This window comes from Saccharopolyspora hordei (assembly GCF_013410345.1).
GTDB classification, from domain to species: Bacteria; Actinomycetota; Actinomycetes; order Mycobacteriales; family Pseudonocardiaceae; genus Saccharopolyspora; species Saccharopolyspora hordei.
In genome coordinates, this window is sequence record NZ_JACCFJ010000001.1 from 5,659,926 (window position 1) to 5,683,213 (window position 23,288).

A 23,288-nucleotide genomic window follows, 5' to 3' on the forward strand; every position below is an offset into this window, starting at 1 on the left:
CGCCGCTCACCGCCTCACCGCAGGAAGCCCTGGACGGCCGCCAGCCACGCGTCCGGGGCCTGGGCGCCGATGAGGTGCCCGGACTCGACCTCGACCAGCCGCGCCCCGGGGATCGCGCGCGCCAGTTCCCGGGAGTGGTGCGGCGGCACCAGCGTGTCCTGGGTGGTCGCGACGACCAGCGTCGGCACGGAGATCCGGGGCAGGTCGGCGCGGGTGTCGATGGTGCGCAGCAGTGCCAGGTGGTCGCCGACGCCGGGTGGCACCCCGTCCGCCGTCGTCCGCAGCGCCTCGTCGACGTCGTCGAGCGCGTTCAGCGCCTCCGGCCCGAAGCAGTTGAGCAGCAGGAACCGCGCGAGCGCGTCCCGGTCGTCGAGGAGCTGCTCCCAGAGGTCGATGGTGAGGTGCAGGTGCTGGTCGGGCCGGGCGAGCCCGGCCGTGAGCACCAGCGAAGTGACCCGATCGGGGTACTTGGTGGCGGCCCGCACCGCCACCGCCGTGCCCATCGAGTACCCGAGCACCGCGAAGGTCCCCACCCCTGCGGCGTCCGCGGTCGCGACGACGTCGTCGACGAGCCGGTCCAGCTCCAGCGGCTGCTCGGCGCGCGGCGTCGCGCCCGAACCGGGGTAGTCCGGGGCCACCACGGTCCGCTCCGCGGCGAGCTCGTCGAGGAACGGGAAGTTGGCCGCGATCGACCCACCCGCTCCGTGCGCCAGCAACAACCCCGGCCCCGAACCACGGACCTCGTAGGACAGCGACATCGAATCGTCCTCCCGTTCCAGGAGCCCCCCATCGGACCCCGACCGCGAACCAGTGCGGCGCCGCGCCGATCCCCGAAGGTCGAGCACCGAGGCGCCCACCACGGAACGCTAGAGCCTGCCACTGGTGTCAGGGTCAACATCGCGTGAGCCGGATCTCACGGAGATCGGCGAGCCGTTCGTCACTGCGACCCCAGGGGCGGAGGACCTCGATCGCCTGCCTGAGGCACCCCGGCACACCGAGCTGGTCGAGGGAGCCCTCGTCTTCACGACACCCCGCAGCGGTCCTGGCACGGCCGCCTCGTCCCCGGACTCACTGCCGAGCTCGCCCGCCAGGCCCCCGAGGGCGTCGGAGTCGAAGGAGAGACGACCGTCCGGCTTGACGCCCGCAACCGGCCGGAACCGGACCTGGCACGAGTGGGACGGTGTCCACGCCCTGGCCGGGATCTGCCGCGACGCCCTACAGCGCCCAGTTCCCCACGGGATCGACACCGACCCCCACGAGCTGGTGCCACGTCGACGCGCCTGAGTTCCGTGTTCAGGGGCTCCCATCGCCGACGTGGACGGTGGGCGCGTCGCCGACCAGGTCCACGCAGAGCTCGCGCAACAGCTCGGCGAGGACGCTCCTGTCCTCTTCGGACAGTGCGCCGAGGAGATCGCCCTCGTGGTCGAAGATGGCCCCGGCCGTGTCGTCCACGACCTGCTTGCCCTCGTCGGTGAGCCGGACGAGCACCGCGCGCCCGCGCGCCGGTTCCCGGGTGACCCACCCCCGCTGCTCGGCGCGAGCGAGCCGCTGCGAGATGGCCGCCGGTGTGACGGCCGACTGCGCCGCGAGTTCCCGGGTGGTGAGCGCGTAGGGCTCGCCGCTGCGCCGCAGCGTTTCCAGCAGGTCCATGAGCGAGGGGTCGATGCCCCGCTGCCCCAACAGCTTCCGCCGGTCGTCACCGAAGAACTTCGCCAGGTGCCAGATGCGCGTGACGATCGCGACCGACGCCGGGTCGAGGTCCGGTCGCTCACGCCGCCACGCAGCCATGATCGCCGCAGCACGGTCGGCCTTGCCCATGGTCGCGAGTCTACATTAAGGTCTTAACGAACTTCTCCCCGAGCCTTGACGGAGGCATCCGTGCACATCGTGACTGGGGGCGGTACCGGCATCGGACGCGCGATCGCGCTGGCGCTGCACGCCCGCGGAGAGCAGGTCCTGGCCATCGGCCGGCGGCGCGCACCGCTCGACGACCTCGCCGCGGCGAGCGGAGGCGGGATCGCGGTCCTGTCCTGCGACCACTCGGCACCGGCGGACGTGCGCAAGCTGGTCGAGGCCGTCGACGGCCCGGTGACCGGGCTCGTGCACTGCGCGGGCGGCAACCCCGCGATCGGCCGCCCGGACCCGACGTCGTTGGACGAGGAGAAGGCGCTGCTCGACGAGACGATCGCCGGGAACCTGACCTCGGCGGCGCTCACCGTCACCGCGCTGCGCCCGCTGATGCCGACCGGGGCGTCGATCGTGCTGTACGGCTCGATCGCCGCCGAGCACGGCGTCGGCTACTACGGCCCGGCGAAGGCAGCGGTCGCCTCCTACGCCGTCGGCCTCGCCGCGGCCCTCGGCCCGCAGGACATCCGGGTCAACTGCATCTCGCCGGGCTACATCGCCGACACGGAGTTCTTCGGCCCCGGACTGGACGCGGACCGCGCCGAGCAGCTGCGCCGGCAGACGGCGATCGGCCGCAACGGCACCCCGGACGACGCCGTGGCCCTCACCCTGTTCCTGCTCTCCCCCGAGTCCCGCCACCTCACCGGCCAGAACCTCCACCTCAACGGCGGAGCGTTCACCACCCGCTGACGTTCCACCGACCGCGTCCGGCCCGTGATCAGCACTGCGACCGCCACCCGTGGAGCGCCCGGTCAGCCTTCCGAGGAGCCGCCACGGCGTTCTTGCCGTTCTCGTCGGGTCGTCGTGTCGTGCAGGGCTTGGCGGCGTTCGCGTTCGCGGTAGCTGAAAGCGGCTTCGCGGACCGAGTCCTCGCTCTCGAAGCCGGAACCGACCGCACCGGCGACGGTCGCCGCCGCCGTGACCAGCAGCATGACGACGGCGTAGTCACCGAACCCCGGACCGGGCCCGACGTACTGTCCGAACACCTCGGGAGTGAGGACCACACCAGCCGCGATCATGTTGACGACGTAGAGCGCCGCGTACATGCACCCCACCCCGATGACCAGGGTCAGCACCGTGGAAGCGTTGAACAGCACCGCCTCTTCGCGTTCGTTCGCGGGCCGTCCCTCGGTCGGCTCCCACAGCCGGTGGTAGACGATGAGCCACCCGACCATGACAGCCACCGACCCGAGCGCCGCGGCCACGAGGTGCAGCGGCGTCATCGTGCTGGCCAGTCGCCAGACCGTTGTGTTGATCAGGTAGAAGGCGCTGAACGCGAACGCCCCCACCAGCGGTCCGGTCAACCCCAACACCAGCCGCCACGGACGGTTGTCCCGCACCATGCCGATCAACAGCCTCAGCGGGCCTCGCGAGGCCAGCACGCGCATGTCGACGTCGCGTTGGTCCGGCGTGACCCACCGGAAGCGGTCGGGCAGCCAGGGCAGTCGGCGACGCCGGCGCTCCTCACCCCCCTCCGTGGCAGTGCCCGGGGTGCACATGTCGGCGATGAGCTGAGTCACCAGGCTCTGGACCCGGCGGTGCAACGCCATGCCTCCGAGTGCCGGCAGCGACACCACGAGGATCCTGCGCTCGGTGCTCACATCGGCGACGATGGGCTGCTGGCCGCTGCGCAGCGGGAAGTCCGTGATGCACGCGACGAGGTCCCACCCGTGCTGCCGCATCCGCTCGCCGGCGATGTCCATCATCTCGGTGTGGCGGTCGTCGCTGGGCGGCAACTGCTCGCGGTGCACGTCCACGCGCCACTCGCAGTCGTCCGCCAGCCGTTCGGACAGCAGTCTCGGCAGGTCGTGGCCGAGCTGGTCTGCGATCTCCGCAGGCGCGGCCACTGGATCAGCCACCACTCCCACGGTCACCGTCTTCCTCGGACCTCTCACCTTCGTCATCGCGGCGCTCCCCACCCTCGGCGACTCACCCAGGGCTACCCAGGTCACGCTGGGTTCACAGGGGGCAGCGTGGGCGTCCGCTCGAACGGTCCGAGCGCGACGCCGCGCCTTCCACGCGATCACCATCGCCCAGCAGGCATACCGACGATCGGCGGCCCGGATCCGGAGAACCACCGCCGCAGCGGACGATCAGCGTGCCGGACAAGGGGGCGGAGCTGGTCGTCGCGCTCGTCAACCACCACCTCGCGGTTCAGGGGGATTCTGTGCCGACAGGTGACGGTCGGGATCCATGCCAGCCCAGGAGCGACATCCCGCGAAGTCCGCGGCGGTAGGCGTCGATCCCGGCGGCCGGGTATTCGATGATGTTTGCGGGCAGGCTGTGGAAGTCGAACCAGCCCAGTCCATGACACTTCTCGGGTTCCCGGTTGGTGGGCTCGCCGATCCATCGTGTCGTGACGAAGAAGTGCCCGATCCTAGCTTCGGGGCCAGAGCCCGCGACGTGGATGCTGTGAACATGTTCGAGATCGGCCGGGTTGATCAGGACCCCGACCTCTTCTTCAGCCTCGCGGGCGGCTGCGGTGAAGATGTCCTCGCCCGCGTCAAGCTTGCCGGATGGCAGGTGCCACATTCGGTCCCACTGGCCGCCCCGTCGCTCGGTGAGGAGCAGTTCGGCGTCGCGGATCAGGAGAACGTGGACATCGATGATGTGGCGATCGGGCACGGCGGTCGATCCTCGTGTTCGTGGTCTGCGGCCATGCCGGGCGCGCACCAGACGGGTAGCGCGCCCGGACAGGCGGCAGCGTACGCCGTGGCCTCCTGACCGCTGGCACCTTGGGTGTTCTCGGTGATCCGCTCGGCGATTCGCTCGGCTACCTGCTCCACGACCCCGCGAGGGTCACGACGGGTGGTGTCGATCGTCAGAACCGGCACCCCACGCCCGGCGAGGTAGGAGGCGGCGTCGCGGTACATCCGGGCTTCGATCCGGCTCGTGCTGATCCCGGCCTGGAACCGATCGTGGGCACCCCGTGCTGCGACGCGGGCGGCGGCCTCAGCCGCGTCGGTGAGGAGCATGACCGCCAGGTCCGGCCGGTCGGCATGACCGTTTAGGGATTCGATGAACGGCAACGGCACGCCATCCATCTGTTGCAGCACGTACGACGAGGCCACGTACCGATCGCAGAGCACGATCTCACCCTGCTGTACACGGGGACGGATCTCCGTCGCCAGTGGTGGTACCGGTCGGCTGCGATCACGCACGCGAGCGCGTGGCCCTGGTACACGTCGGTCTTGCACCGGGCCAGTTCGCCCAGCTCGCCGTGAGTCGGCTGAAAACCGCACGGCGACCTTCTTCCGAACCGAAGAGACCTCACCTGCCCGCCAGCTCGTCCAGTCGCTCATGCAGCACCGGGCGGAGCTTGCGGCGATCATCGACACGACCGCGAACGAATCGCTCAGGCGACGCCTGGTCACGGCCATCGGAGAGACCGAGGCCCTTGCCGGCTGGACGCTGTTCGACCTCGGCCGGCACCGAGACGCCCTGCGCCTCTACCAGTCAGCACTCGACAACGCGAAGGAAGCCGGTGACGGCCCGCTGGCGGCCTGCGTTCTCACGTACTGGTCGTACCTGGTCAGCAACCAGGGCAACACCGCGGAAGCGATCAACGAGCTCAACGACGCGGCCGAACGTGTGCGAGGCTCCGCACCGGCGACGCAGGCATGGGTCCTCGGCCGACTCGCGGAGGAGTACGCCCAAGGCGGGGATGCGCGGGCACTTCGAGCGCTGGACCGTGCGATGAGCGTCTTCGACCACGCCTCGCCGGAGACCGAACGGCCCTGGACCGCGTTCTTCACGCCGTCGCGTCTCGGCAGCCTCGCCTTGCCCTGGACCGGCTGTGGGAGGTCGTGGAACTCCTGCCTGCCCACGGACGTGGAAGCGGTGCGAAGACCCGCGAGCGGTTGACTGAGAACCTGCTCCAGAAGACCTAGCTACGGGTTTCGTCCACCACCCACGACAGGTACTCGGCCGAGCCACCCTCGATCGGGGTGGCAACGATCTCCGGCACGTCGTAGGTGTGGATCTTCTTCAGGTGGTCGGTCAGATCGGCCACCCGGTCCGCGGCCGTCTTGATCTCAACTCGCCATTCCGGGTCCGTCTCGACCTTCCCCTCCCAGCGGTAGACGCTGGTGATGGGAACGATCTGCGCGCAGGCCCCGAGCTTCGCGTTGATCACGCTCGACGCCAGCTCGCGCGCCTTGTCCTCACTGTCCGTTGTGGTCACCACGATCGCGTGTTCGGCCATGCGTCGAGCGTACCGAGCGACTCGATCACGCGGCCAGAACGAGACGACCGGCGCGCTGCACCACCCGGGGCGCCAACGAACTCCGCCGGATCCCCTTCCCGGCGGCTCAAGAACGATCCCGGGACTGACCGTGCGGTCACCGACTCGCGCGCACCCGCTTCTCCACCCGGTCCCGCTGCGCGGCGACGATCAACGGCACCAGCGCGCCGAAGAAGCACACGAGCACGAGGGGGAGCAACCACCACGGCGTCTCGGAGCTCGGAGCGGTGCGCCACTGCACCGCGCACAGCGGCAGCAGCCCCACGCCCAGCCCGGCGGTGCACGCCAGGACCGCCTTGGCGAGCCGCGCGGCCGAGGCCCGAGTGGCGGGGCGCTTGATCGCGCTGGGCGGACGGTCGGAGGGGAGTTCCTCCTCCGGGGCGGTCCGCACGACGCCGAACGCGATGCCGGCGAACAGCACCGTGAGGCCCAGGTGGAGGAACACCGGGAGGAAGGCGGAACCGATGCTCTTGCTCGTCCACGCATCGACCCCGCCCAGCCCGATGTGCTGGGGGATCGACTCGGGCAGCTGCGGGTACCGCACCGCTCCCCACGCGCCCATGGCGACCAGGAGCACCAGGCTCGGCACCAACCACAGCCAGGGGAACCGCGGCGGAGGCTCGGCGGGCATCGCGCATCACCCCACTGGACGGCTGATCTCGCCCGCAGCCTACCCGCCCCCGCCCGGTCATCGGGCCCTCGGGCACAATGCGCACGCGCTTGCGGCTGGACGCCGCGCGCTCAGCGGAAACCGACCGGCGGAGGGGACTCAGGAGAGCGGGGCCGAGCTCCGATCAGACGTTGAAGCGGAACTCCACGACGTCCCCGTCGGCCATGACGTAGTCCTTGCCCTCCATGCGGACCTTGCCGGCGGCCTTGGCCTCCGCCATGGAACCCGCGGCGATGAGGTCCTCGTAGGAGACGATCTCGGCCTTGATGAAGCCGCGCTCGAAGTCGGTGTGGATCACGCCGGCCGCCTGCGGGGCCGTCCAGCCGCGGCGGATCGTCCAGGCGCGCGCCTCCTTCGGCCCGGCCGTCAGGTAGGTCTGCAGGCCCAGGGTGTGGAAGCCGGCGCGGGCAAGCGCGTGCAGGCCCGGTTCGGCCTGGCCGATCGACTCCAGCAGCTCGCGCTGGGACTCCTCGTCGAGCTCCTTGAGCTCCGCCTCGACCTTGGCGTCCAGGAACACCGCGTCCGCGGGAGCGACCAGCTCGCGCAGCTCGTTCTGCTTGACCTCGTCGGCCAGCACGCCCTCGTCGGCGTTGAACACGTAGAGGAACGGCTTGGTGGTGAGCAGGTTCAGCTCGCGCAGCTCCGGGGTGTCCTTGCCCAGGCCCGCCGCGAACAGCGTCGTGCCGGAGTCGAGGACCTCCTTGGCCTGCTGCGCCACCTCGAGGGCCGGGCGCTTGTCCTTGTGGGTCCGGGCTTCTTTCTCCAGCCGCGGCAGCGCCTTCTCCAGGGTCTGCAGGTCGGCGAGGATGAGCTCGGTGTTGATCGTCTCGATGTCGCTGGACGGGTCCACCCGGCCGTCGACGTGCACCACGTCGGGGTCGTCGAAGACGCGGATGACCTGGCAGATCGCGTCCGCCTCGCGGATGTTGGCGAGGAACTTGTTGCCCAGGCCCTGCCCCTCCGAAGCGCCCTTGACCAGGCCCGCGATGTCCACGAACGAGACCGTGGCGGGCACCGTCTTGGCCGACCCGAAGATCTCGGCGAGCTTGTCCAGCCGCTCGTCCGGCAGCGGCACGACACCGACGTTCGGCTCGATGGTGGCGAACGGGTAGTTCGCCGCGAGGGCGTCGTTGCTGGTCAGCGCGTTGAACAGGGTGGACTTGCCGACGTTGGGCAGCCCGACGATTCCGAGGGTGAGGCTCACGCTCCGTGAGTCTAGGCGCTGGCCCGCACCCACCTCGGCCCCGGTGGGCGGTGACGGTGGCCCGCGCCACCGTCCCGCCGGCTCAGTCGTCTTCGCCGTCCTCCTGCTGGTCGCCCTGGTGCTCGTCGTCGCCCTGCTGACCGCCCGACGACGGCCATGTCCGTTTCCCGCTAGTGACCGGCCCCTGCGGGTGGCAGGCTCGGAGGCGTGTTGGTGGGAACCGAGGAAGCCTTCCGAGCGGTGGCCTCGCGCGACGCGCGGTTCGACGGCTGGTTCGTCCACGCCGTCCGCTCGACCGGCATCTACTGCCGTCCCTCCTGCCCGGCGCGCACCCCGAAGCGCACCAACAGCGAGTTCTTCCCGACGGCCGCCGCGGCGCAGGCCGCGGGCTACCGGGCGTGCCGCCGGTGCCTGCCGGACGCCGTGCCCGGCTCCCCGGAGTGGAACCTGCGCGCCGATCTCGCCGGTCGGGCGATGCGGCTGATCAGCGACGGCGTGGTGGACCGCTGCGGGGTGCGCGGGCTGGCCGCCCAGCTCGGCTACTCGGAGCGGCACCTCACCAGGGTGCTCACCGCCGAGCTCGGCGCCGGGCCGCTCGGTCTCGCCCGCGCGCACCGCGCGCACTCGGCGCGAACCCTGGTCGAGACGACCGCGATCCCGTTCAGCGACGTCGCCTTCGCCGCCGGCTTCTCCAGCCTGCGCCAGTTCAACGACACCATGCGCGAGGTCTTCGGCACCACGCCGACCGCGCTGCGCGCTCGCGCGCAGCGCAAGGACGCCGTGCCGAGCGGGGCGGGCACCGTGCAGCTGCGGCTGCCGTTCCGCGCCCCGTGCGACACCGCGGGCGTGCTGCGCTTCCTCGGGCAGCGCGCCCTGACCGGCCTGGAGGACGCGGGACCCGACCACTACACCCGCGCGCTGCGGCTGCCGCACGGCACCGGGGTCGCCACGCTGCGGCCGCAGGACGAGCACGTCGCCTGCACGCTGCGGCTGACCGACCTGCGCGACCTCGGCAGCGCGGTGTCCCGCCTGCGCCGCCTGCTCGACCTCGACGCCGACCCGGTCGCGGTGCGCGACGTGCTCGGCGCCGACCCGGCGTTGCGCGCCACCGCCGAGCGCACTCCGGGGGTGCGGCTGCCCGGCAGCGTGGACGGGTGGGAGGTCCTGGTCCGCGCGGTGCTCGGCCAACAGGTCTCGGTCGCCTCCGCGCGCCGGACCACCAAACGGCTGGTCACCGCGCTCGGCGAACCCCTCCCGCACCCGCACGGCACGGTGACGAGGCTGTTCCCCACGCCTGAGGTGCTCGCGGAGCGGGCGCTGGAGGTGCTGCCCGGTCCGCGGCGACGCGCCGAGACCGTCCGCGACGTCGCCACCGCGGTCGCCGGGGGACGGCTCGCGCTGCACCCCGGCCGCGACGAGGCGGAGCTGCGGCGCGACCTGCAGGAGGTCCGCGGGATCGGCCCGTGGACGGCGAGCTACGTCGCCATGCGCGTCCTGGGATCGCCGGACGTGCTGCTCATCGGGGACCTCGCGCTGCGCCGCGGCGCCGAGGCCCTCGGACTCCCGGACGACCCCGCGGCGCTCGAGGAGCACGCGCGGCGGTGGAGCCCGTGGCGCTCCTACGCCGGCGTGCTGCTGTGGGAAGCTGCGGCAGCCGCACCACCGCGGCTGCAGCGGGCGTCCTGACCACGACGAAGAGAGGCAACCGCGATGAAGTGGTCTACTGTGGACACGGCTGTCGGGCCGTTCACGGCGGTGGTGGACACCGCTGGTGCCGTGCTCGCCTCCGGCTGGACCGCGCGGCTGGACGAACTGCTGCCGCTGATCGCCCCGGAACTGCGCACCGCGGACCCGGTCGAGGCGACCGACCTCGGCCCGGTGACGCGGGCGGTCCGCGCTTACCACGACGGCGACCTGCACGCCGTGGACGGGGTGCCGGTGCACCAGGTCTCCGGCCCGTTCCGGGAGCACGCCTGGGACGTGCTGCGCAAGGTCCCGCCCGGGGAGCCGGTGACCTACACCGAGTACGCCGCGCTCGCCGGTCGCCCGCAGGCGGTCCGCGCCGCCGCCGCGGCCTGCTCCCGCAACGCGGCGGCGCTGTTCGTCCCGTGCCACCGGGTGTTGCGCAGCGACGGCACGCTCGGCGGCTTCCGCTGGGGCCTGCCGGTCAAGCGCTGGCTGCTCGACCACGAGGCCGCCGCGGCCTGAGTCAGGTCTGCAGCTCGAGGGTGGAGCCGTCGCGGGACTTGCGGACCCGGAGGCGGACGCCGATGCGCTGGCGCATCTCCTCGACGTGCGAGACCAGGCCGACCACGCGGCCCCCGGCCCGGAGCTCGTCGAGGGTGTCCATCACCAGGTCCAGGGTGTCCGCGTCGAGGGTGCCGAAGCCCTCGTCGATGAACAGCGTGTCCAGCAGCGCCCCACCGGTCTCGCCGGCCACCACGTCGGCGAGGCCGAGCGCGAGCGACAACGAGGCCAGGAACGACTCGCCGCCGGACAACGTCTTGGCCGGGCGGACCTTGCCGGAGTAGTCGTCGAGCACGTCGAGCCCGAGCCCGCCCCGGGTCCCGCGCGCCCCGGCCGCGTCGGAGTGCACGAAGGAGTAGCGGCCGCCGCTCATCCGCTGCAACCGCCGCGTCGCCGCGACGGCCACCTCCTCCAGCCGCGCGGCCAGCACGTAGGAGCGCAGCGACATCCTCCGCGCGTTCTGGCCGCGCCCGTTGACCACGTCCGCCAGGGCCTCCAGCTCGGCGTGCTCGGCCAGCGCCGGGCCGAGCTCCGCCCACGCCTGGCGCAGGCGCTCGCCGAGCTCGGCGATGTCGCGCTGCCGCTGCTCGGCGCGGTGCGCCAGCGCGGTCGCGCGCTCCGCGGCTTCCCGGGCGACGGTGGCCGCCTCGGTGGCCTGCTCCAGACCGACCTCGGTGGACGGGTCGATGCCGGCGAGCTCCGGGCCGGCCAGCGCGGCGCGGGCACCCGCGGCACGCTCCTCGACCTCGGCCAGGGCCTCGGTGAGCTCGGCGATCCGCTCCTCGCTCCGCTCGGCGGCCAGCGCGGCGGCCGGGCTGTCGAACCCCGCGGTGGTGGCGGCCTCGGTGAGCGCCTCCCGGTGCTCGGCCAGGCGGCGTTCGGCGTCGTCGCGGGCGGTCCGGGCGGCGACGAGCTCCTCGATCCGCGCCGCGGTGTCGAGCAGGTGGGCGCGACGCTCCTCGATGCTGGGGAACTCGCCGCGGCCCTCGCGCAACCGCGCCTCCCGCTCCTGCACCGCGGACACCAGCGCGGCGTGCTCGCTCCGCGCGGCCGCGAGGTCGGTGCGCAGCCGGGTCAGCTGGTCGGCCAAGCGCTCCGTGGAGGCCTCGAGCTCCGCCAGCTGCGCGGTGCGCTGCGGCAGCTGCTCGGCCGCGCTGCGCAGCGCCTCGCGCTCGGCGCGCAGCTCCGCCAGCTCGGCGGCGAGCCCGTCCTCGGTCCGGTCGCCGAGGCGCTCCCGCAGGCCGTCGACCTCCTGCTGCGCCCGCTGCGCGGCCACCGCGGCCTCCTCGCGCACCGCGTGGGCGCGCTGCTCCGCGCGCTGGGCCTCCTCCTCGTCCTCGGCACGCACCAGCTCCTCGACCGCCTCGGCCGGTGCGGGGTGCTCGGCGGAGCCGCACACCGGGCAGGGCTCGCCGGTCTGCAGCCGGGTCGCGAGTTCGGCGGCCATGCCGGCGAGCCGCCGGGCCCGCAGGTCCTGGAGCACGTCGCGGGCCCGCTGGTGGGCGTCGACCGCCCGCTGCGCCTCCGCGGTCGCCGTGGTGAGGGCCTGCTGCGCGGCGGGCAGGGCGCGCGCGGTGTCCAGCAGTGCGGCGACCTCGGCCTCCCGGGCCTGCACGCCCTCCAGCCGGGCCTCCGCGTGCTTGGCGTCGTCGACCTGCTGCCGGGCGGCCGTGATGCGCTCCGGCAGGGCCTCCTGCTGCTGCCGCAGCTCGGCTTCGCGCTGCTCGTCGCGCGCGATCCGCTCGGCCAGCTCGGCGACCCGCCGCTGGTCGGTCTCCTGCTGCTGCGCCTCGGGGACCAGGTGCGCGAGGGCGCCGGCTGCCTCGCGCTCCGCCCCGGCCAGGGACCGCAGCTCGGCCACCGGTGTCGCCGCGTCCAGTCCGCACCGCTGCGCGGCGGCCGCGACCTCGGCGCTGGTCCGCTCGCACTCCTGCTCGGCCCGCAGCACCGCCCGGTTGGCCGCCAGGACCGGGACCGCGCGGTGCGCCGCGTCCCGCTCCGCGCGCCACGCGTCGTGCTCGGCCTGCCGCTCGGCGATCTCGGCGAGCGTGGCGTGCGCGTCGCGGACCCGGCGCACCTTGTCCGCCAGCTCGCGGCGCTCGGCCAGCGCCGCGTCCGCCGCCTCCCGCTCGCGGCGCAGCCGGGACTGCTCGGCGCGCGCGGCCTCCAGGTCGCGCAGCGCGTTCTTCTCCACGTCCTCCAGCCAGCTCTGGTCGTCCACATCGGACTCGCGGGCGGCACCGGAGACCTGCGAGACGCGCGCGAGCAGTTCGCGCACGTGCTGGCTCTGCGCCTCGACCTCACGGCCGCGCTCCCGGCGGCGCTCCACGAACCAGCGCTCGACCTCGCCGAACCGCTGGGTGCCGAACAGCTTCTCCAGCAGCTGCTCCCGCTCGGCGGTGTCCGCCCGCAGGAACCGCGCGAACTCGCCCTGCGGCAGCATGACCACCTGGAAGAACTGGTCCACGGTCATGCCGAGCAGCCGCTGCACCGTGCGGCCGACCTCGTCGATGCGGGTCAGCCCTTCCGGCGGGTGCTCGGTCGGCGCACCGTCCACCCAGGTCAGCGAGGCCTTCGCGGGTTGCGTGGTGAAGCCCTCGCCCCGCTTCTTCGGCCGCTCGTACTCGGGGCTGCGCTCCAGCCGCAGGCGCTGGCCCTGGATCGTCAGCTCCAGCACCACCGTGGTCGGCACGTCGGGCGCGGCGGTGTCGCAGCGGAGCCGCTTGACCTGGCCGCGCGCGCCCGGCACCGAGCCGTAGAGGGCGAAGGCGACCGCGTCCAGCAGCGTCGTCTTGCCCGCGCCGGTGTCGCCGTGCAGCAGGAACAGGCCGTCGGCGCCGAGCCGGTCGAAGTCGACGACCTGGCGGTCCCGGTACGGACCGAAGGCGGTGACTTCCAGGCTGTGCAGTCTCATCGCGTGCCCTCCGCGGCCGCGACCGCGCGCAGCGCCTCGCCGAGCAGCGCGCGCTCGGACTCGGTGGGGGCCGAGCCGCGGCAGTCCGCCACGAACTGCTCGGCCAGCGCGCGGTCGTCGCGGCCGCGCACGATCTCGGCGTAGCGCAGCGGGGCGGTGGCGCGGCCGCTGGCCGGCTTCCACTCCAGGTGCACCGCGTGCGGGAACCGCTGCTGGAGCCGGCGCATCGGCTCCAGCGGGCGGACCTCGTCGGTCAGCGTCACCGACAGGTAGCAGTCCTCCAGGTCGGCGTGCTCGGGCGCGGCGAGCAGCTCCTCCAGCTCGCCCTGCACGGTGGCCAAGCGGCGCGGCACCGGCAGTTCCCGGCGCTCGACCCTGGCGAGGCCGTCGGCGTCGAGGTCCACCAGCCACACCGACTTGCGGTGCGACGCCTCGGAGAACGAGTACGGCAGCGGGCTCCCGGAGTACCGCAGGTGCTCGGCGAGCCGCTGCGGACCGTGCAGGTGCCCGAGCGCGACGTAGTCCACGCCGTCGAAGACCGAGCCCGGCACCTGCTCCACGCCGCCGACGGCGATGGTGCGCTCCGAGTCGCTGCTGTCGCCCCCGGTGACGAAGGCGTGCGCCAGCACCACCGACCGCGTGCCGGCGGGCCGGGCCGCGAGGTCGGCGCGCACCCGGTTCATCGCTTCGGTGAGCACCGCGGTGTGCCCGCGGGACCCGATCTCGGCGCTGGCGCCCGGCACGTCCGGGCAGTCCTGCAGCGCGCGCCGCGCCGGGTCCGGCTCCAGGTACGGGATGCCGTAGACGGCGACCGGTCCGTGCTCGTCGGTGAGCTCCACCGGCACGTGCAGCGTGGCCACCTGGGTGCGCAGGTGCAGGCCACCGGCCGCGGCGAACTCTGCGAACGCGCCCACCCGCGCGGCCGAGTCGTGGTTGCCGGAGGTCACCACGAGCTGGGCGCCCGCCTCGCGGATCCGCGCCAGCACCCGCACGCAGGTCTGCACCGCCTCCCCCGACGGCACGGCGCGGTCGTAGAGGTCGCCGGCGACCACGACGACGTCGACCCGCTCGTCGACGACCAGGTCGGCCAGCCCGCTCAGCACGGCCTCCTGGTCCCCGAGCAGGTCGCGCCCGTGGAACGTCCGCCCCACGTGCCAGTCGGAGGTGTGCAGTACCCGCATGGGCCTCAAGTTATCGACGCCCGCCCGGATCCCGGCCCACCCCCCCACATCGCGTCGGCGTGTCGGGCACGTGCGTCCCGTCGCGTGATCGCGCGATCACCAGAGGTCACGGACGGCTCGCGCGGTGGTGCGTGATCTTGTCGGCCGGAGCCGCCATCATGGGATCGCAGCGGCTACTACCGGACGGAGCTCGTGTGGGTACTGGCGTCCTGATCACCGTCGTCGTCGTGATGGCGCTGTTGTTCGCGGCGGCGCTGGCGCTGATCTGGCGGCTGTACACCGACAGCGCGCGCCGCGCCGACGAGGCGCTGCGCATGGTCGAGGCCGAGCGCGCCCGCAGCGCCGAGCAGCAGGCGGCGCTGCGCCGGTACGAGGTGGCGTTCGCGTCCATCACCGGCCGCGGCGAGCTCGGCGAGCAGGTGCTGGTCGAGACGGCGCGGTCGCTGGGGCTGCGCGAGGGCGTCCACTTCACCCTGCAGACCGACCTCGCCGGCGGGGGCGCGGCGCGACCGGACATGGTGCTCCTGGTCGGCGGCGGCCGGCAGGTCCCGGTCGACGCGAAGGCGAGCCTGGCGGTGTGGGCCGAGGCGGTGGAGACCGACGACCCCGAGGAACGCCGCGACGCGCTGCGGGTCCACGTGCGCAACATCCGCTCCCGCGCCACCGAGCTCGCGGGCAAGGGCTACCAGAAGTGGGCCGACGCGATCTACGGAACGATCATGTTCGTGCCGTCGGACGCGGCGGTGGTCGCCGCCCTGGACACCGACCCGCAGCTGCTGGGCTGGCTGCTGGACAAGCGGGTCTTCCTGTGCGGGCCAACGGGTTTCGCGGTGCTGGCCTCGGCGGCGGTGTTCGCCGCGACGGAGCGCACCATCGCCGAGGACATCGAGCAGGTGCGCGCCCAGGCGGTCCGCGCCCAGCGGGCCGCGAACAGCGCGGTGGAGGCGGTGAACCTCTCCAGCACCCACCTGCAGCGCTTCGTCTCCGCCCGCCGCCGCGAGCTCGACGCGCTGGAGTCCTTCCGCAGCGCGGTGCAGCCGCTGGCGGAAGCGGCCGGCTCCGGCAGCGTCGAGGCGGTGCGCCGCACCGAGGATGCGCTGGTCAACGGGACGCCGCCGGCGGAGTGAGCCCGGTCAGACGTGGGTCTCCACGAAGGCCGCGACGGTGTCGACGATGAGCGCGGCGTGCGGGCCGCGACCGAAGCCGTGGTCCAGCCCCTCGTAGGGGTGCATCTCCACGGTCACGCCGAGCCGCCGCAGCTCCGCCGCGAAGTCGAGGGGCTGCTCCAGCGGCACCAGCGAGTCCGCGGTGCCCTGCTGGATCAAGAACGGCGGCTCGTCGCCGGAGAGGTTGCGGACCGGGCTGTTCGCCTCGGCCTGTTCCGGGCAGTCCACCGGCATGCAGCCGAGCAGCTGGCCGACCACCCGGCGCGCGTACTCCTGCATGTGCGGGTGCGCGCGCTGCGCCTCGGCGGTCATGTCCGTCGGGCCGAACCAGCTCACCACCGCGCGGATCCCGGTCAGCCCGCCGCCCGGCTTGCTCGGGTCACCGGCCACCGCGCCGAGCTGCGACACCAGGTGCCCGCCGGCCGAGGCACCCCAGAGCGCGACCCGGTTCGCGTCCAGCCCCCACTGCCCGCCGTGCTGCTGCAACCAGCGCACCGCGTCGGCGACGTCGATGACCTGCGCCGGTGCCCGCGCCACCCCGCTCAACCGGTAGTCCACGGTGGCCACCGCGTAGCCACGGTCCAGCAGCCGCTCCGCGGTCAGCGCCTCGAGGGCGCCGAGGTCCGCGTCGAGGGTGCGCACCCCGGCGTCCCAGCCGCCGCCGTGCACGTAGACCACCAGCGGGACCGGGTCCGGCTGCGGGGCGGGCAGGAACAGGTCCAGCTCCAGGGCGCCGGTGTCGTGCTCGGCGTAGACCTGGTCGCGCACCACCTGGGCCGCGCCGAGGTCGCGCTCCGCCGTCTCGACCTGCGGGGCTTCGTCGGCGTCCGACACGCGCGAGCAGCCCGCGGCGACCAGGGCCGTCAGGGCGACGCAGGCCGCGAGAACACGCCGCGTGACTGACATCCGCCCCGAGCCTCCCCGATCTCGTCAACGCTCACTCGGGTGCATGAGCTTAACAAGATCAGGTGTCCGCCCACCGCGGTTTCAGCCGCGCTCGTCGGCGGCGCGCTGCTCACCTGCCAGGAAGTGTGCGATCCGGACCGTGGAGTCGTAGAGGTCCCGGTAGTGCCGGTAGAAGGCGTTGTAACGCTCCGTGTGCTCCGGGTTCGGCCGAACGGTGCGCACCACCGGGTTCCAGCTGTCCGGGTCGACCGCGGTGCCGGTGCCCACCCCGGCGAGCAGCGCGTCACCGTAGGCCGCGCCGATGGTCTCGCCCGGCAGCTGCTGCTCCTGCCCGGTGATGTCGGAGACGATCTGCGTCCACAACCCGCCCTGGGTGCCGCCGCCGACCGCGACCAGCCGCCCGGCCGTGCCGCCGGCCTCGCCCATCGCCTCCAGGTTGTGCCGGACCCCGTAGCCGATGCCCTCCAGCGCCGCCCGGTACAGCTCGGCGCGCCCGTGCTCCAGGGTCAGCCCGGCCAGGAAGCCACGCGCGTCCGGGTCGAAGATCGGCGTCCGTTCCCCCGCGAAGTACGGCAGCAGCAGGAGGCCGCGGCTGCCCGCCGGCACCGCGGAGGCCTGCTCGACCAGGTCGGCGTACTCGCCGTCGACCAGGTTCCGCAGCCACTGGGTGACCGCGCCGGAGGTCGCCATGCCCGCGGCGAGCGTGTAGGTGTCGGGGAACGCGCCGCAGGTGCCCCACAGCGCCGGGTGCGGTCGCACCTCGTCGAGCACCTGGACGAAGAACATCGTGGTGCCGTACATGAGCATCGTGTCGCCGGGCTGGCGCACGCCCACGCTGGTGGCCTCGGCCCAGGCGTCCACGGTGCCCGCGGTGACCGGGAGCCCCTCCGGCAGGCCGGTCTCGGCCGCGGCCTGCGCGGTGACGTGCCCGACGACCTCGGTGGGCCAGGCCAGCTCCGGCAGCGGCAGGTCCGGCGCCACGCGCTGCGCCCAGTCCGCCGACCAGGTGCGGGACTGCAGGTCGTAGAGCGGGTCGCACTGGCTGGCCGAGTGGTGGTCGAGCACGTAGCGGCCGGTGAGCCGGTGCACCAGGTACGAGCTGCACATCAGCAGCATCTCGGTGCGCCGGTAGACGTCCGGCTCGTGCTTGGCCAGCCACCGGACCTTCGGCCCCACCGCCTGGCTGGACAGCGCGGAACCGCCCCGGCGGAGGATCTCGTCGGCGCCGAGCTCCTCGGTCAGCTCGGCGATCTCCTCGGTCGCGCGGGTGTCGACGCCGTAGAGGATCGCCGGGCGCAGCGGCTTGCCGTCACCGTCCGCGGGCAGCAGCACCGGGCCGATGCCGCTGACCCCCAGGCCGGCGATCTCCCGGCCGTCGGCGGCCGGGACGAGTTCCCGCGCCAGCGTCAGGAAGTCGTCCCACCACACCGCTTCGGGGTCGTGCTCGACCCAGCCCGGGTGCGGGTAGGACGTCTCGTGCTGGCGGCTCGCCCGGGCCAGGACCCGCCCGTCGGTGCCGACCAGGACCCCCTTCGAACTAGCCGTGCCGATGTCGATCCCGAGCAACACCTTCTCGGCCACCTGACCCGCTCCTCCACAGCTCGACTGCTCGGTCCCCACCGCACCCCGCGGCAGTGCGGTCCGCGATCCCGGTGGGAACCAGGGGTCCGGTTTCCCTGGGGACCGCGTGTTGTGCGCGGGACCCGGCGCGTCGGGGCCCGACACGCCGGAGGTCCGCGACGTCCATCAAAACCGCTCGCAGGCGTCGTGTCAGCCCCTGGTCCACTCGTCGAGGCGCACGCCGAGCTGCTCGGCCACGGCGCGCAGCGCCGGGCGGTGGTCCCCCGGGATCGCGTGGATGTGGTTGGCGCCGAACTTGGACAGGAACAGCTCACCCGGCGCGTCCAGCCGGGCGAAGGCGTGCGGCCACTCCGGCGTCGACTGGTCGACCAGCGCCTTGTTGGTCTCGTCGTCGTAGCTCTCGAACTCGCCCAGCATCAGCTGCAGCCGGTACTCGCCGTCCTCGCGGGTCAACCGGCCCAGCGTCATCTGCCCCGGCGCCGCGATGTGCTGCACCGACGCGCCACCGGCCGGGAAGAAGAACACCTCCGGGTAGAAGTTGACCTTGGACAGGTTCTCCGCCGGGTCGTCGCTGCGCGCGGCGTACCAGGTGGCGTGCTGGCCCGAGTTGCACAGGTCCCAGATGTCGCGGTCGGCGTGGTAGTGGCGCACGTCGGCGAACAGCACCGGCGTGCCGGAGACCGCCTTGAACAGCTGCATGGTCAGCGCGCCGTCCATGTCCGCCTCGGTGGCGCAGACGTGCGGCTCCTTCGGGCCGTTCCAGTCGTAGGGGTCGTTGAGGAACGCCTCGGTGACGTCCATCGTCGCGAAGTTCTCGGTCAGCTCCGGCTGCGCCTTGATCCCGGAGAAGTCCAGGTTCCGCTCGGCGATGATGTCCCGCACCGCCAGGTAGGAGCGCAGCTGCCGCTCCAGCAGTTCCGGGGTGAGCTTCGTGCCGTCGTAGTGCACCCCGGCGGCGTGCTGCTCGATCCACTCGCGGGCCTTGCGCGCCTCCGCCTGGTCGGCCTTCTCCGCGCGCAGCACCAGCTCGTACTGGTCGATCTCCTCGACGTCGATGCCGAACTTGCGCATCCACTCGTCGGTGTTGGCCACCGCGGTGTTCATGCCCATCGGCCGCCCGCCGAACCGGCCGAAGGTCGACCCGTGCAGCGACTTCACCGCGGCCGCCGCCGTGGCCTGCACGCCGATCTGCTCGGCCAGCTCGGCGTCGTCCGGCGCGCCCCACGCCCGGGTGTGCTTCCGGCCGATCTGGTCCAGCGCGCCACCGGCCGCGAGCATGCCGACCAGCCCCGGCTCGGTCGGGTCGGTGCTGGCCACCAGCACCAACGGGCTCCGGGTGGCGTCCGCGGCGAGCATCGTGAAGTGCGGGAAGGCCCAGACCGTGTAGTAGAAGACGGTCACGTCCACATCGGCCGCGGCGACCTTGCGGGCCACCGAGGTGGCCAGCGCGTTGGTGGCCACCAGCTTCTCGCCGACCACCACTTCGTGCCCGGCCGCGCGCAGCGTCCGAACCAGACCGTCCTGTTTGGACCGGATGAAGTCGGCGTTGCGGGCGTGGACGTGATCACGACCGTCGGAGATGGTGACGACACCGATGCGGGCCACGGTTCCCTCCAAGTGAGCAGGCGGCGTTGACTGCGCGGGACCGGCGACGAGGAGGCGCCGCCGGCACCACCCGGCGGGCCCCTCGCGGGGGTGCCCGACGGGACGACGTCCGAATACCGACAAGACCGGCGAGCAATCGTTTTCTCGGACGCTATTCTGGCAGGACACGGGCTGTCAAGGCGGGCAGCGCGCCATCACTCGGGAAGAGGGCACGAGGAGGAACCGTGGCGACGATCAGTGATGTGGCGACCCGCGCCGGGGTGTCCACCGCGACGGTCTCCCGTGCGCTCAACGGCAAGAGCACGGTCGACCCCGCGCTGGCCGCTCGGGTGTTCGCCGCGGCCGCCGAGCTCGGCTACCGGCCCAACGGACCGGCCCGCAACCTGCGCAAGCAGGAGACCGCGGTGCTGGCCCTGATCATCGCGGACGTGGAGAACCCGTTCTTCACCGCGATCGCCCGCGGCGTGGAGGACGTGGCGCACGCGGCGGGGTACTCGGTGGTGCTGTGCAACTCCGACGACGAGCCGGAGAAGGAGCGCGAGTACATCGACGTCGCCCTCCAGGAGCGCGTCGCCGGGGTGCTGCTCTCCCCCACCGGCGACAGCGAGAGCGTCGAGCTGCTCGACCGGCACGCCACCCCGGTCGTGGCGGTGGACCGCCCGCTGCCGAACACCACGAGCGACACCGTGCTCGTGGACAGCCGGCTGGCGGCCGCCGAAGCCGTCCAGCACTTCGCCGACCAGGGGTACCGGCGGGTCGGCTGCCTCACCGGCCCGAGCGGCGTGCGCACCGCCGACGACCGCCTCGCGGGCTACCGCGACGGCGTCGAGGCGACCGGGTTGCCGGTGAGCGAGGAGCTGGTGCGGCGGTCCGAGTTCAAGGCGGCCGGGGCGAAGCAGGCGGCGCACTCGCTGCTGACCGCGCCGGACCGCCCGGACGCGGTGCTGGTCGCGAACAACATGATGGCGGTCGGGGTGCTGGAGACCTGCGCCGAGCTCGGCCTGCGCCCCGGCCGGGACGTCGGCGTGGTGGCCTTCGACGACGCGCCCTGGGCGACCCTGCTCGACCCGCCGCTGACCGTGGTCGCCCAGCCCGCCTACGACGTCGGCGCGGTCGCGGCCCAGCTGCTGCTCGGCCGGATCAGCGGCGAGCGCGCGGAGGCGACCACGAAGACCCTCTCCGCGCACCTGGTCGCCCGCGCCAGCAGCACCCGGCAGCAGGCCTGAAGCGACGGGCCACCCACCCCGGGGCGGCCCGTCGCGCTCGGCCCGTCAGTCGTCGTCCGCGCCGAGGACGTCCTCCACCACGTGCCCGAGGTCGAGGAAGTCCCCGTCGTCCTGGCCCGTGGTGTGCGGGGCCGTCGTCGTCGGCCGCGAGGGCCGGGTCGGGACCGCCGAGGAGGTCGGCGGCGTCACCGACGGGGTCGGTGCCGGGACGCTCGACGGCTGGGACGGCAGCGGCGGCAGGGGCAGCAGGCTGCCGGAGACGTTCCCGCCGTACCAGTAGGCCGTCGAGCCGTAGTCCCCGGGCTCGTCGTTGCCCGGCCCGTGCTCGATGCCGGCCACCAGGTGGTGGCGGAACGGCACCGCGTCGTTGAGGAGCAGGCGGTACCCGCCCGTGCAGTCGTACCGGCAGCCGTCCCCGCCGATCTCGTGCGACGGGTTGCCCGCCATCGGCATCGAGTAGGTGGTGCCGAACCGGAAGTACCAGCCGGACTCGTAGAAGTCCTCGGTGCCGGTCCCGTGCCACGCCGGCTCGCGGGAGCCGTCCACGTAGAACCGCTCGTCGCCCTCCAGGTAGTTGCGCTGGTTCACCTCGAGCACGTGCGACTCCAGGTCGGACTGCGGCTGGGCGGTGCGCGTCTGGGCGCCCGGCGGGATCAGCCCGCGCATGCTGTGCGTGACGCCGTAGAAGGTGCCGGAGCCGCCGGTGGTCAGGAAGTTCCAGTCCTGGCCGGGCACCGTGTTCCCGCGGTGGTGGGTGGCGTGGAAGTAGCCGGTGCCGGGCGGCAGGTCGGCCGGTGCGCTGGTCACCTCGGCGGTCGCCCCGACCACCGGCACGCCGCTGGTGTTGACCAGCTCGACCGTGGCGCCCTCGCGGAACGGCATCGGCCACCAGGACGTGTACCAGCCGTCCAGCCCCGGGTCGACCGAGCTCATCAGGCTGCGCACGTCGTACTCGCCGAGGCCGGTGCCGAAGAACTCGCCGAGCGGCGCGTCGACCGTGGTCTGCCCGTCGAAGGTGATGCGCAGCCGCACCCCGTCCAGCACCGCGTCGGAGGCGGCCACGTCCTCCGGGCTGTGCGGGTAGCGCCCGATCAGCTTCTCGCGGGCGAAGACCGGGTTGTCGATGCGGTAGCCGTGCGCGGACTCCTCACCGGGGTGCCCCGGCCCGAGGTCGAGCACGTCGGTGCGGACCCACTCGCCGCCGACCAGGCTGTGCACGTCGTAGCGGAACTCGTTGAAGTCCAGCGAGGAGGAGAGGAAGCGGTTCTCCACCTCCACCGTGGACCGGCCGGCGGTCACCTCCGCGGGCACGTCGATGACCTGCACGCCCCACAGCCCGGGGGTCGCGGCCCCGCTGCGCCACTCGCCGACCTGCCGGCCGTTGACGTGCAGGCTGCCGACCTGGTCGGCGATCTGCGGGTCGTACCGGCGGATCACCCGGATGCCCTGGTTGTCCGGGTGCACCCGCATGGTGAACCGGCTGCCGCCGCCCGCGCCGAACGCGCGGCCGTCGTCGACCACCTGCGGCGCCGCCACCACCTGCGGCAGCTTCACGCGCAGCTGGTTGACCTGGGCCGGTCCGGACAGCTCGGCGACCGTGGTGGCGGCGCCGGGGGCCAGGTCGAAGTCGCGGCGCACCGGCACGCCGCTCGGGCCGCCCTTGGGGTCGGCCACGCCGAACGCGCGCAGCTTCTCCAGCACGTCCGTGGCGGGGTCGTTCGGGTCGAAGGTCCGCACCCCGTCCGCGTCGGGGAAGACCCGGTAGGACAGGTGGTAGAAGTACGGGTTGTTCTCCACGGTGACCCGCATCGACTCGCGGTAGGGCATCGGCACCTTGATGACCACGCCGCCCGCGGTGTCGTTGGCGTCGCCGACCAGCGGCCACGCGAACGGCGCACCGAGCTTGCCGGTGACGACGTCGATGAACGGGGCGTCCAGCACGGTCCGGCCGTCCAGCTCGACCACGATGTTGCCGGTCGCGGAGACGTCACCGAGGGGCTCGCGGGTGCTCCAGATCGAGGTGATCTCACCGGGACCCTCGTGCTCGGCGATGACGCAGCCGCGCTCGCTGGTGCGCAGGCAGGAGTAGGTGCCCTCGAAGCCGTCGTTGTTGCCGCCGGTGCGGTCGTAGCTGGAGAACTGCAACGACTGCTCGGCGCCGCGGGACCGCGACATCGCGCTCAGGTCGCGGAAGGTGTCCCAGCCGACCGGCCCCTTGGTGGCGGCCTGGACCTGCCCCGGCGCGCGACCGGAGCCGAACCCGACGCCGGCGCCGGCGACCACGGCGGCCGCCGCGAGCACTGCGACTCCCAGGTAGGCGCCGAGCCGGCGGGCACGGGGTCCCGCGCTCGACCGCGGTGTTGCTGAGCGGACTCTCATGGTGCTCGCCCTCCCCACGCCCCACCGTCCGCAGTGGACTGTGGTGCTGCTGGTTCCGATT

General features: G+C 73.2%; 20 protein-coding genes. 6 read left to right on the plus strand and 14 right to left on the minus strand.

From position 1 onward, the window contains the following. Positions 1–14 precede the first annotated feature (14 nt). Together HNR68_RS25880 and HNR68_RS25885 are read right to left on the minus strand one after the other, a co-directional pair. Positions 15–758: an alpha/beta fold hydrolase gene (locus tag HNR68_RS25880; protein ID WP_179724314.1), complete on the minus strand. Its 744-nt coding sequence runs from the start codon at positions 756–758 to the stop codon at positions 15–17. A 535-nt stretch (positions 759–1,293) separates the two neighbouring features. Beyond that, positions 1,294–1,818, minus strand: coding sequence for a MarR family winged helix-turn-helix transcriptional regulator (locus HNR68_RS25885; RefSeq protein ID WP_179724315.1), 525 nt, complete (start codon positions 1,816–1,818; stop codon positions 1,294–1,296). A gap of 60 nt (positions 1,819–1,878) precedes the next feature. On the opposite strand from HNR68_RS25885, the gene HNR68_RS25890 reads away from it, so the two are divergent. Further along, positions 1,879–2,595, plus strand: a complete 717-nt coding sequence (locus HNR68_RS25890; RefSeq protein ID WP_179724316.1) for an SDR family oxidoreductase — start codon at positions 1,879–1,881, stop codon at positions 2,593–2,595. A 62-nt stretch (positions 2,596–2,657) separates the two neighbouring features. Here HNR68_RS25890 and HNR68_RS25895 read toward each other — a convergent pair whose 3' ends face one another. The 3 genes from HNR68_RS25895 to HNR68_RS25905 form a co-directional block, all read right to left on the minus strand. After that, positions 2,658–3,764 carry a GtrA domain-containing protein gene (locus tag HNR68_RS25895; protein ID WP_343050411.1) on the minus strand — a complete coding sequence of 369 codons (1,107 nt, stop codon included), beginning with the start codon at positions 3,762–3,764 and terminating at the stop codon, positions 2,658–2,660. 295 nt (positions 3,765–4,059) lie between these two features. Continuing rightward, positions 4,060–4,530 carry an NUDIX domain-containing protein gene (locus HNR68_RS25900; RefSeq protein ID WP_179724318.1) on the minus strand — a complete coding sequence of 157 codons (471 nt, stop codon included), beginning with the start codon at positions 4,528–4,530 and terminating at the stop codon, positions 4,060–4,062. Beyond that, entirely contained in the window at positions 4,491–4,976 is a 486-nt protein-coding gene (locus HNR68_RS25905) for a hypothetical protein (RefSeq protein WP_343050412.1), read from the minus strand. Before HNR68_RS25905 ends, HNR68_RS25900 begins: the two co-directional genes overlap by 40 nt. Between HNR68_RS25905 and HNR68_RS25910 the strand changes: the two genes are divergently transcribed. Continuing rightward, the gene (locus HNR68_RS25910) at positions 4,924–5,769 is read left to right on the plus strand and encodes a tetratricopeptide repeat protein (protein WP_484592939.1); all 846 of its coding nucleotides are present in this window, start codon (positions 4,924–4,926) and stop codon (positions 5,767–5,769) included. The genes HNR68_RS25905 and HNR68_RS25910 overlap by 53 nt on opposite strands. A 22-nt stretch (positions 5,770–5,791) precedes the next feature. On the opposite strand, the gene cutA is transcribed toward HNR68_RS25910, so the two are convergent. The 3 genes from cutA to ychF form a co-directional block, all read right to left on the minus strand. After that, positions 5,792–6,109 carry a divalent-cation tolerance protein CutA gene (cutA, locus tag HNR68_RS25915; protein ID WP_179724321.1) on the minus strand — a complete coding sequence of 106 codons (318 nt, stop codon included), beginning with the start codon at positions 6,107–6,109 and terminating at the stop codon, positions 5,792–5,794. Positions 6,110–6,245: 136 nt separating this feature from the next. Further along, positions 6,246–6,779: a DUF1648 domain-containing protein gene (locus HNR68_RS25920; RefSeq protein ID WP_179724322.1), complete on the minus strand. Its 534-nt coding sequence runs from the start codon at positions 6,777–6,779 to the stop codon at positions 6,246–6,248. Positions 6,780–6,942: 163 nt separating this feature from the next. After that, positions 6,943–8,022: a redox-regulated ATPase YchF gene (gene ychF / locus HNR68_RS25925; RefSeq protein WP_179724323.1), complete on the minus strand. Its 1,080-nt coding sequence runs from the start codon at positions 8,020–8,022 to the stop codon at positions 6,943–6,945. Between the two features lie 207 nt (positions 8,023–8,229). Between ychF and HNR68_RS25930 the strand changes: the two genes are divergently transcribed. Both HNR68_RS25930 and HNR68_RS25935 read left to right on the plus strand, forming a co-directional pair. Beyond that, a complete protein-coding gene (locus HNR68_RS25930; RefSeq protein ID WP_179724324.1) occupies positions 8,230–9,708 on the plus strand; it encodes an AlkA N-terminal domain-containing protein in 1,479 nt (492 codons plus the stop codon). Between the two features lie 24 nt (positions 9,709–9,732). Then, on the plus strand, positions 9,733–10,230 hold the full coding sequence (locus HNR68_RS25935) for a methylated-DNA--[protein]-cysteine S-methyltransferase (protein WP_179724325.1): 498 nt from the start codon (positions 9,733–9,735) through the stop codon (positions 10,228–10,230). Position 10,231: 1 nt separating this feature from the next. Here the strand turns inward: HNR68_RS25935 and HNR68_RS25940 are convergent, their stop codons facing one another. Both HNR68_RS25940 and HNR68_RS25945 read right to left on the minus strand, forming a co-directional pair. Beyond that, positions 10,232–13,183: an AAA family ATPase gene (locus HNR68_RS25940; RefSeq protein WP_179724326.1), complete on the minus strand. Its 2,952-nt coding sequence runs from the start codon at positions 13,181–13,183 to the stop codon at positions 10,232–10,234. Beyond that, positions 13,180–14,364 carry an exonuclease SbcCD subunit D gene (locus tag HNR68_RS25945; protein ID WP_179724327.1) on the minus strand — a complete coding sequence of 395 codons (1,185 nt, stop codon included), beginning with the start codon at positions 14,362–14,364 and terminating at the stop codon, positions 13,180–13,182. Before HNR68_RS25945 ends, HNR68_RS25940 begins: the two co-directional genes overlap by 4 nt. Before the next feature lie 230 nt (positions 14,365–14,594). Between HNR68_RS25945 and HNR68_RS25950 the strand changes: the two genes are divergently transcribed. Continuing rightward, positions 14,595–15,491, plus strand: a complete 897-nt coding sequence (locus HNR68_RS25950; protein ID WP_246331415.1) for a DNA recombination protein RmuC — start codon at positions 14,595–14,597, stop codon at positions 15,489–15,491. Between the two features lie 6 nt (positions 15,492–15,497). On the opposite strand, the gene HNR68_RS25955 is transcribed toward HNR68_RS25950, so the two are convergent. The 3 genes from HNR68_RS25955 to HNR68_RS25965 form a co-directional block, all read right to left on the minus strand. Then, a complete protein-coding gene (locus tag HNR68_RS25955; RefSeq protein WP_179724329.1) occupies positions 15,498–16,436 on the minus strand; it encodes an alpha/beta hydrolase in 939 nt (312 codons plus the stop codon). 81 nt (positions 16,437–16,517) lie between these two features. Next, on the minus strand, positions 16,518–18,017 hold the full coding sequence (locus HNR68_RS25960; protein WP_179724330.1) for an FGGY family carbohydrate kinase: 1,500 nt from the start codon (positions 18,015–18,017) through the stop codon (positions 16,518–16,520). A gap of 189 nt (positions 18,018–18,206) precedes the next feature. Continuing rightward, positions 18,207–19,622, minus strand: coding sequence for an L-fucose/L-arabinose isomerase family protein (locus HNR68_RS25965; protein WP_179724331.1), 1,416 nt, complete (start codon positions 19,620–19,622; stop codon positions 18,207–18,209). Between the two features lie 224 nt (positions 19,623–19,846). Here HNR68_RS25965 and HNR68_RS25970 point away from each other — a divergent pair, with 224 nt between their 5' ends. Next, positions 19,847–20,848 carry a substrate-binding domain-containing protein gene (locus HNR68_RS25970; RefSeq protein ID WP_179724332.1) on the plus strand — a complete coding sequence of 334 codons (1,002 nt, stop codon included), beginning with the start codon at positions 19,847–19,849 and terminating at the stop codon, positions 20,846–20,848. 45 nt (positions 20,849–20,893) lie between these two features. Here HNR68_RS25970 and HNR68_RS25975 read toward each other — a convergent pair whose 3' ends face one another. Further along, the gene (locus HNR68_RS25975; RefSeq protein WP_343050413.1) at positions 20,894–23,149 is read right to left on the minus strand and encodes a glycoside hydrolase family 172 protein; all 2,256 of its coding nucleotides are present in this window, start codon (positions 23,147–23,149) and stop codon (positions 20,894–20,896) included. Between the last annotated feature and the right edge of the window lie 139 nt (positions 23,150–23,288).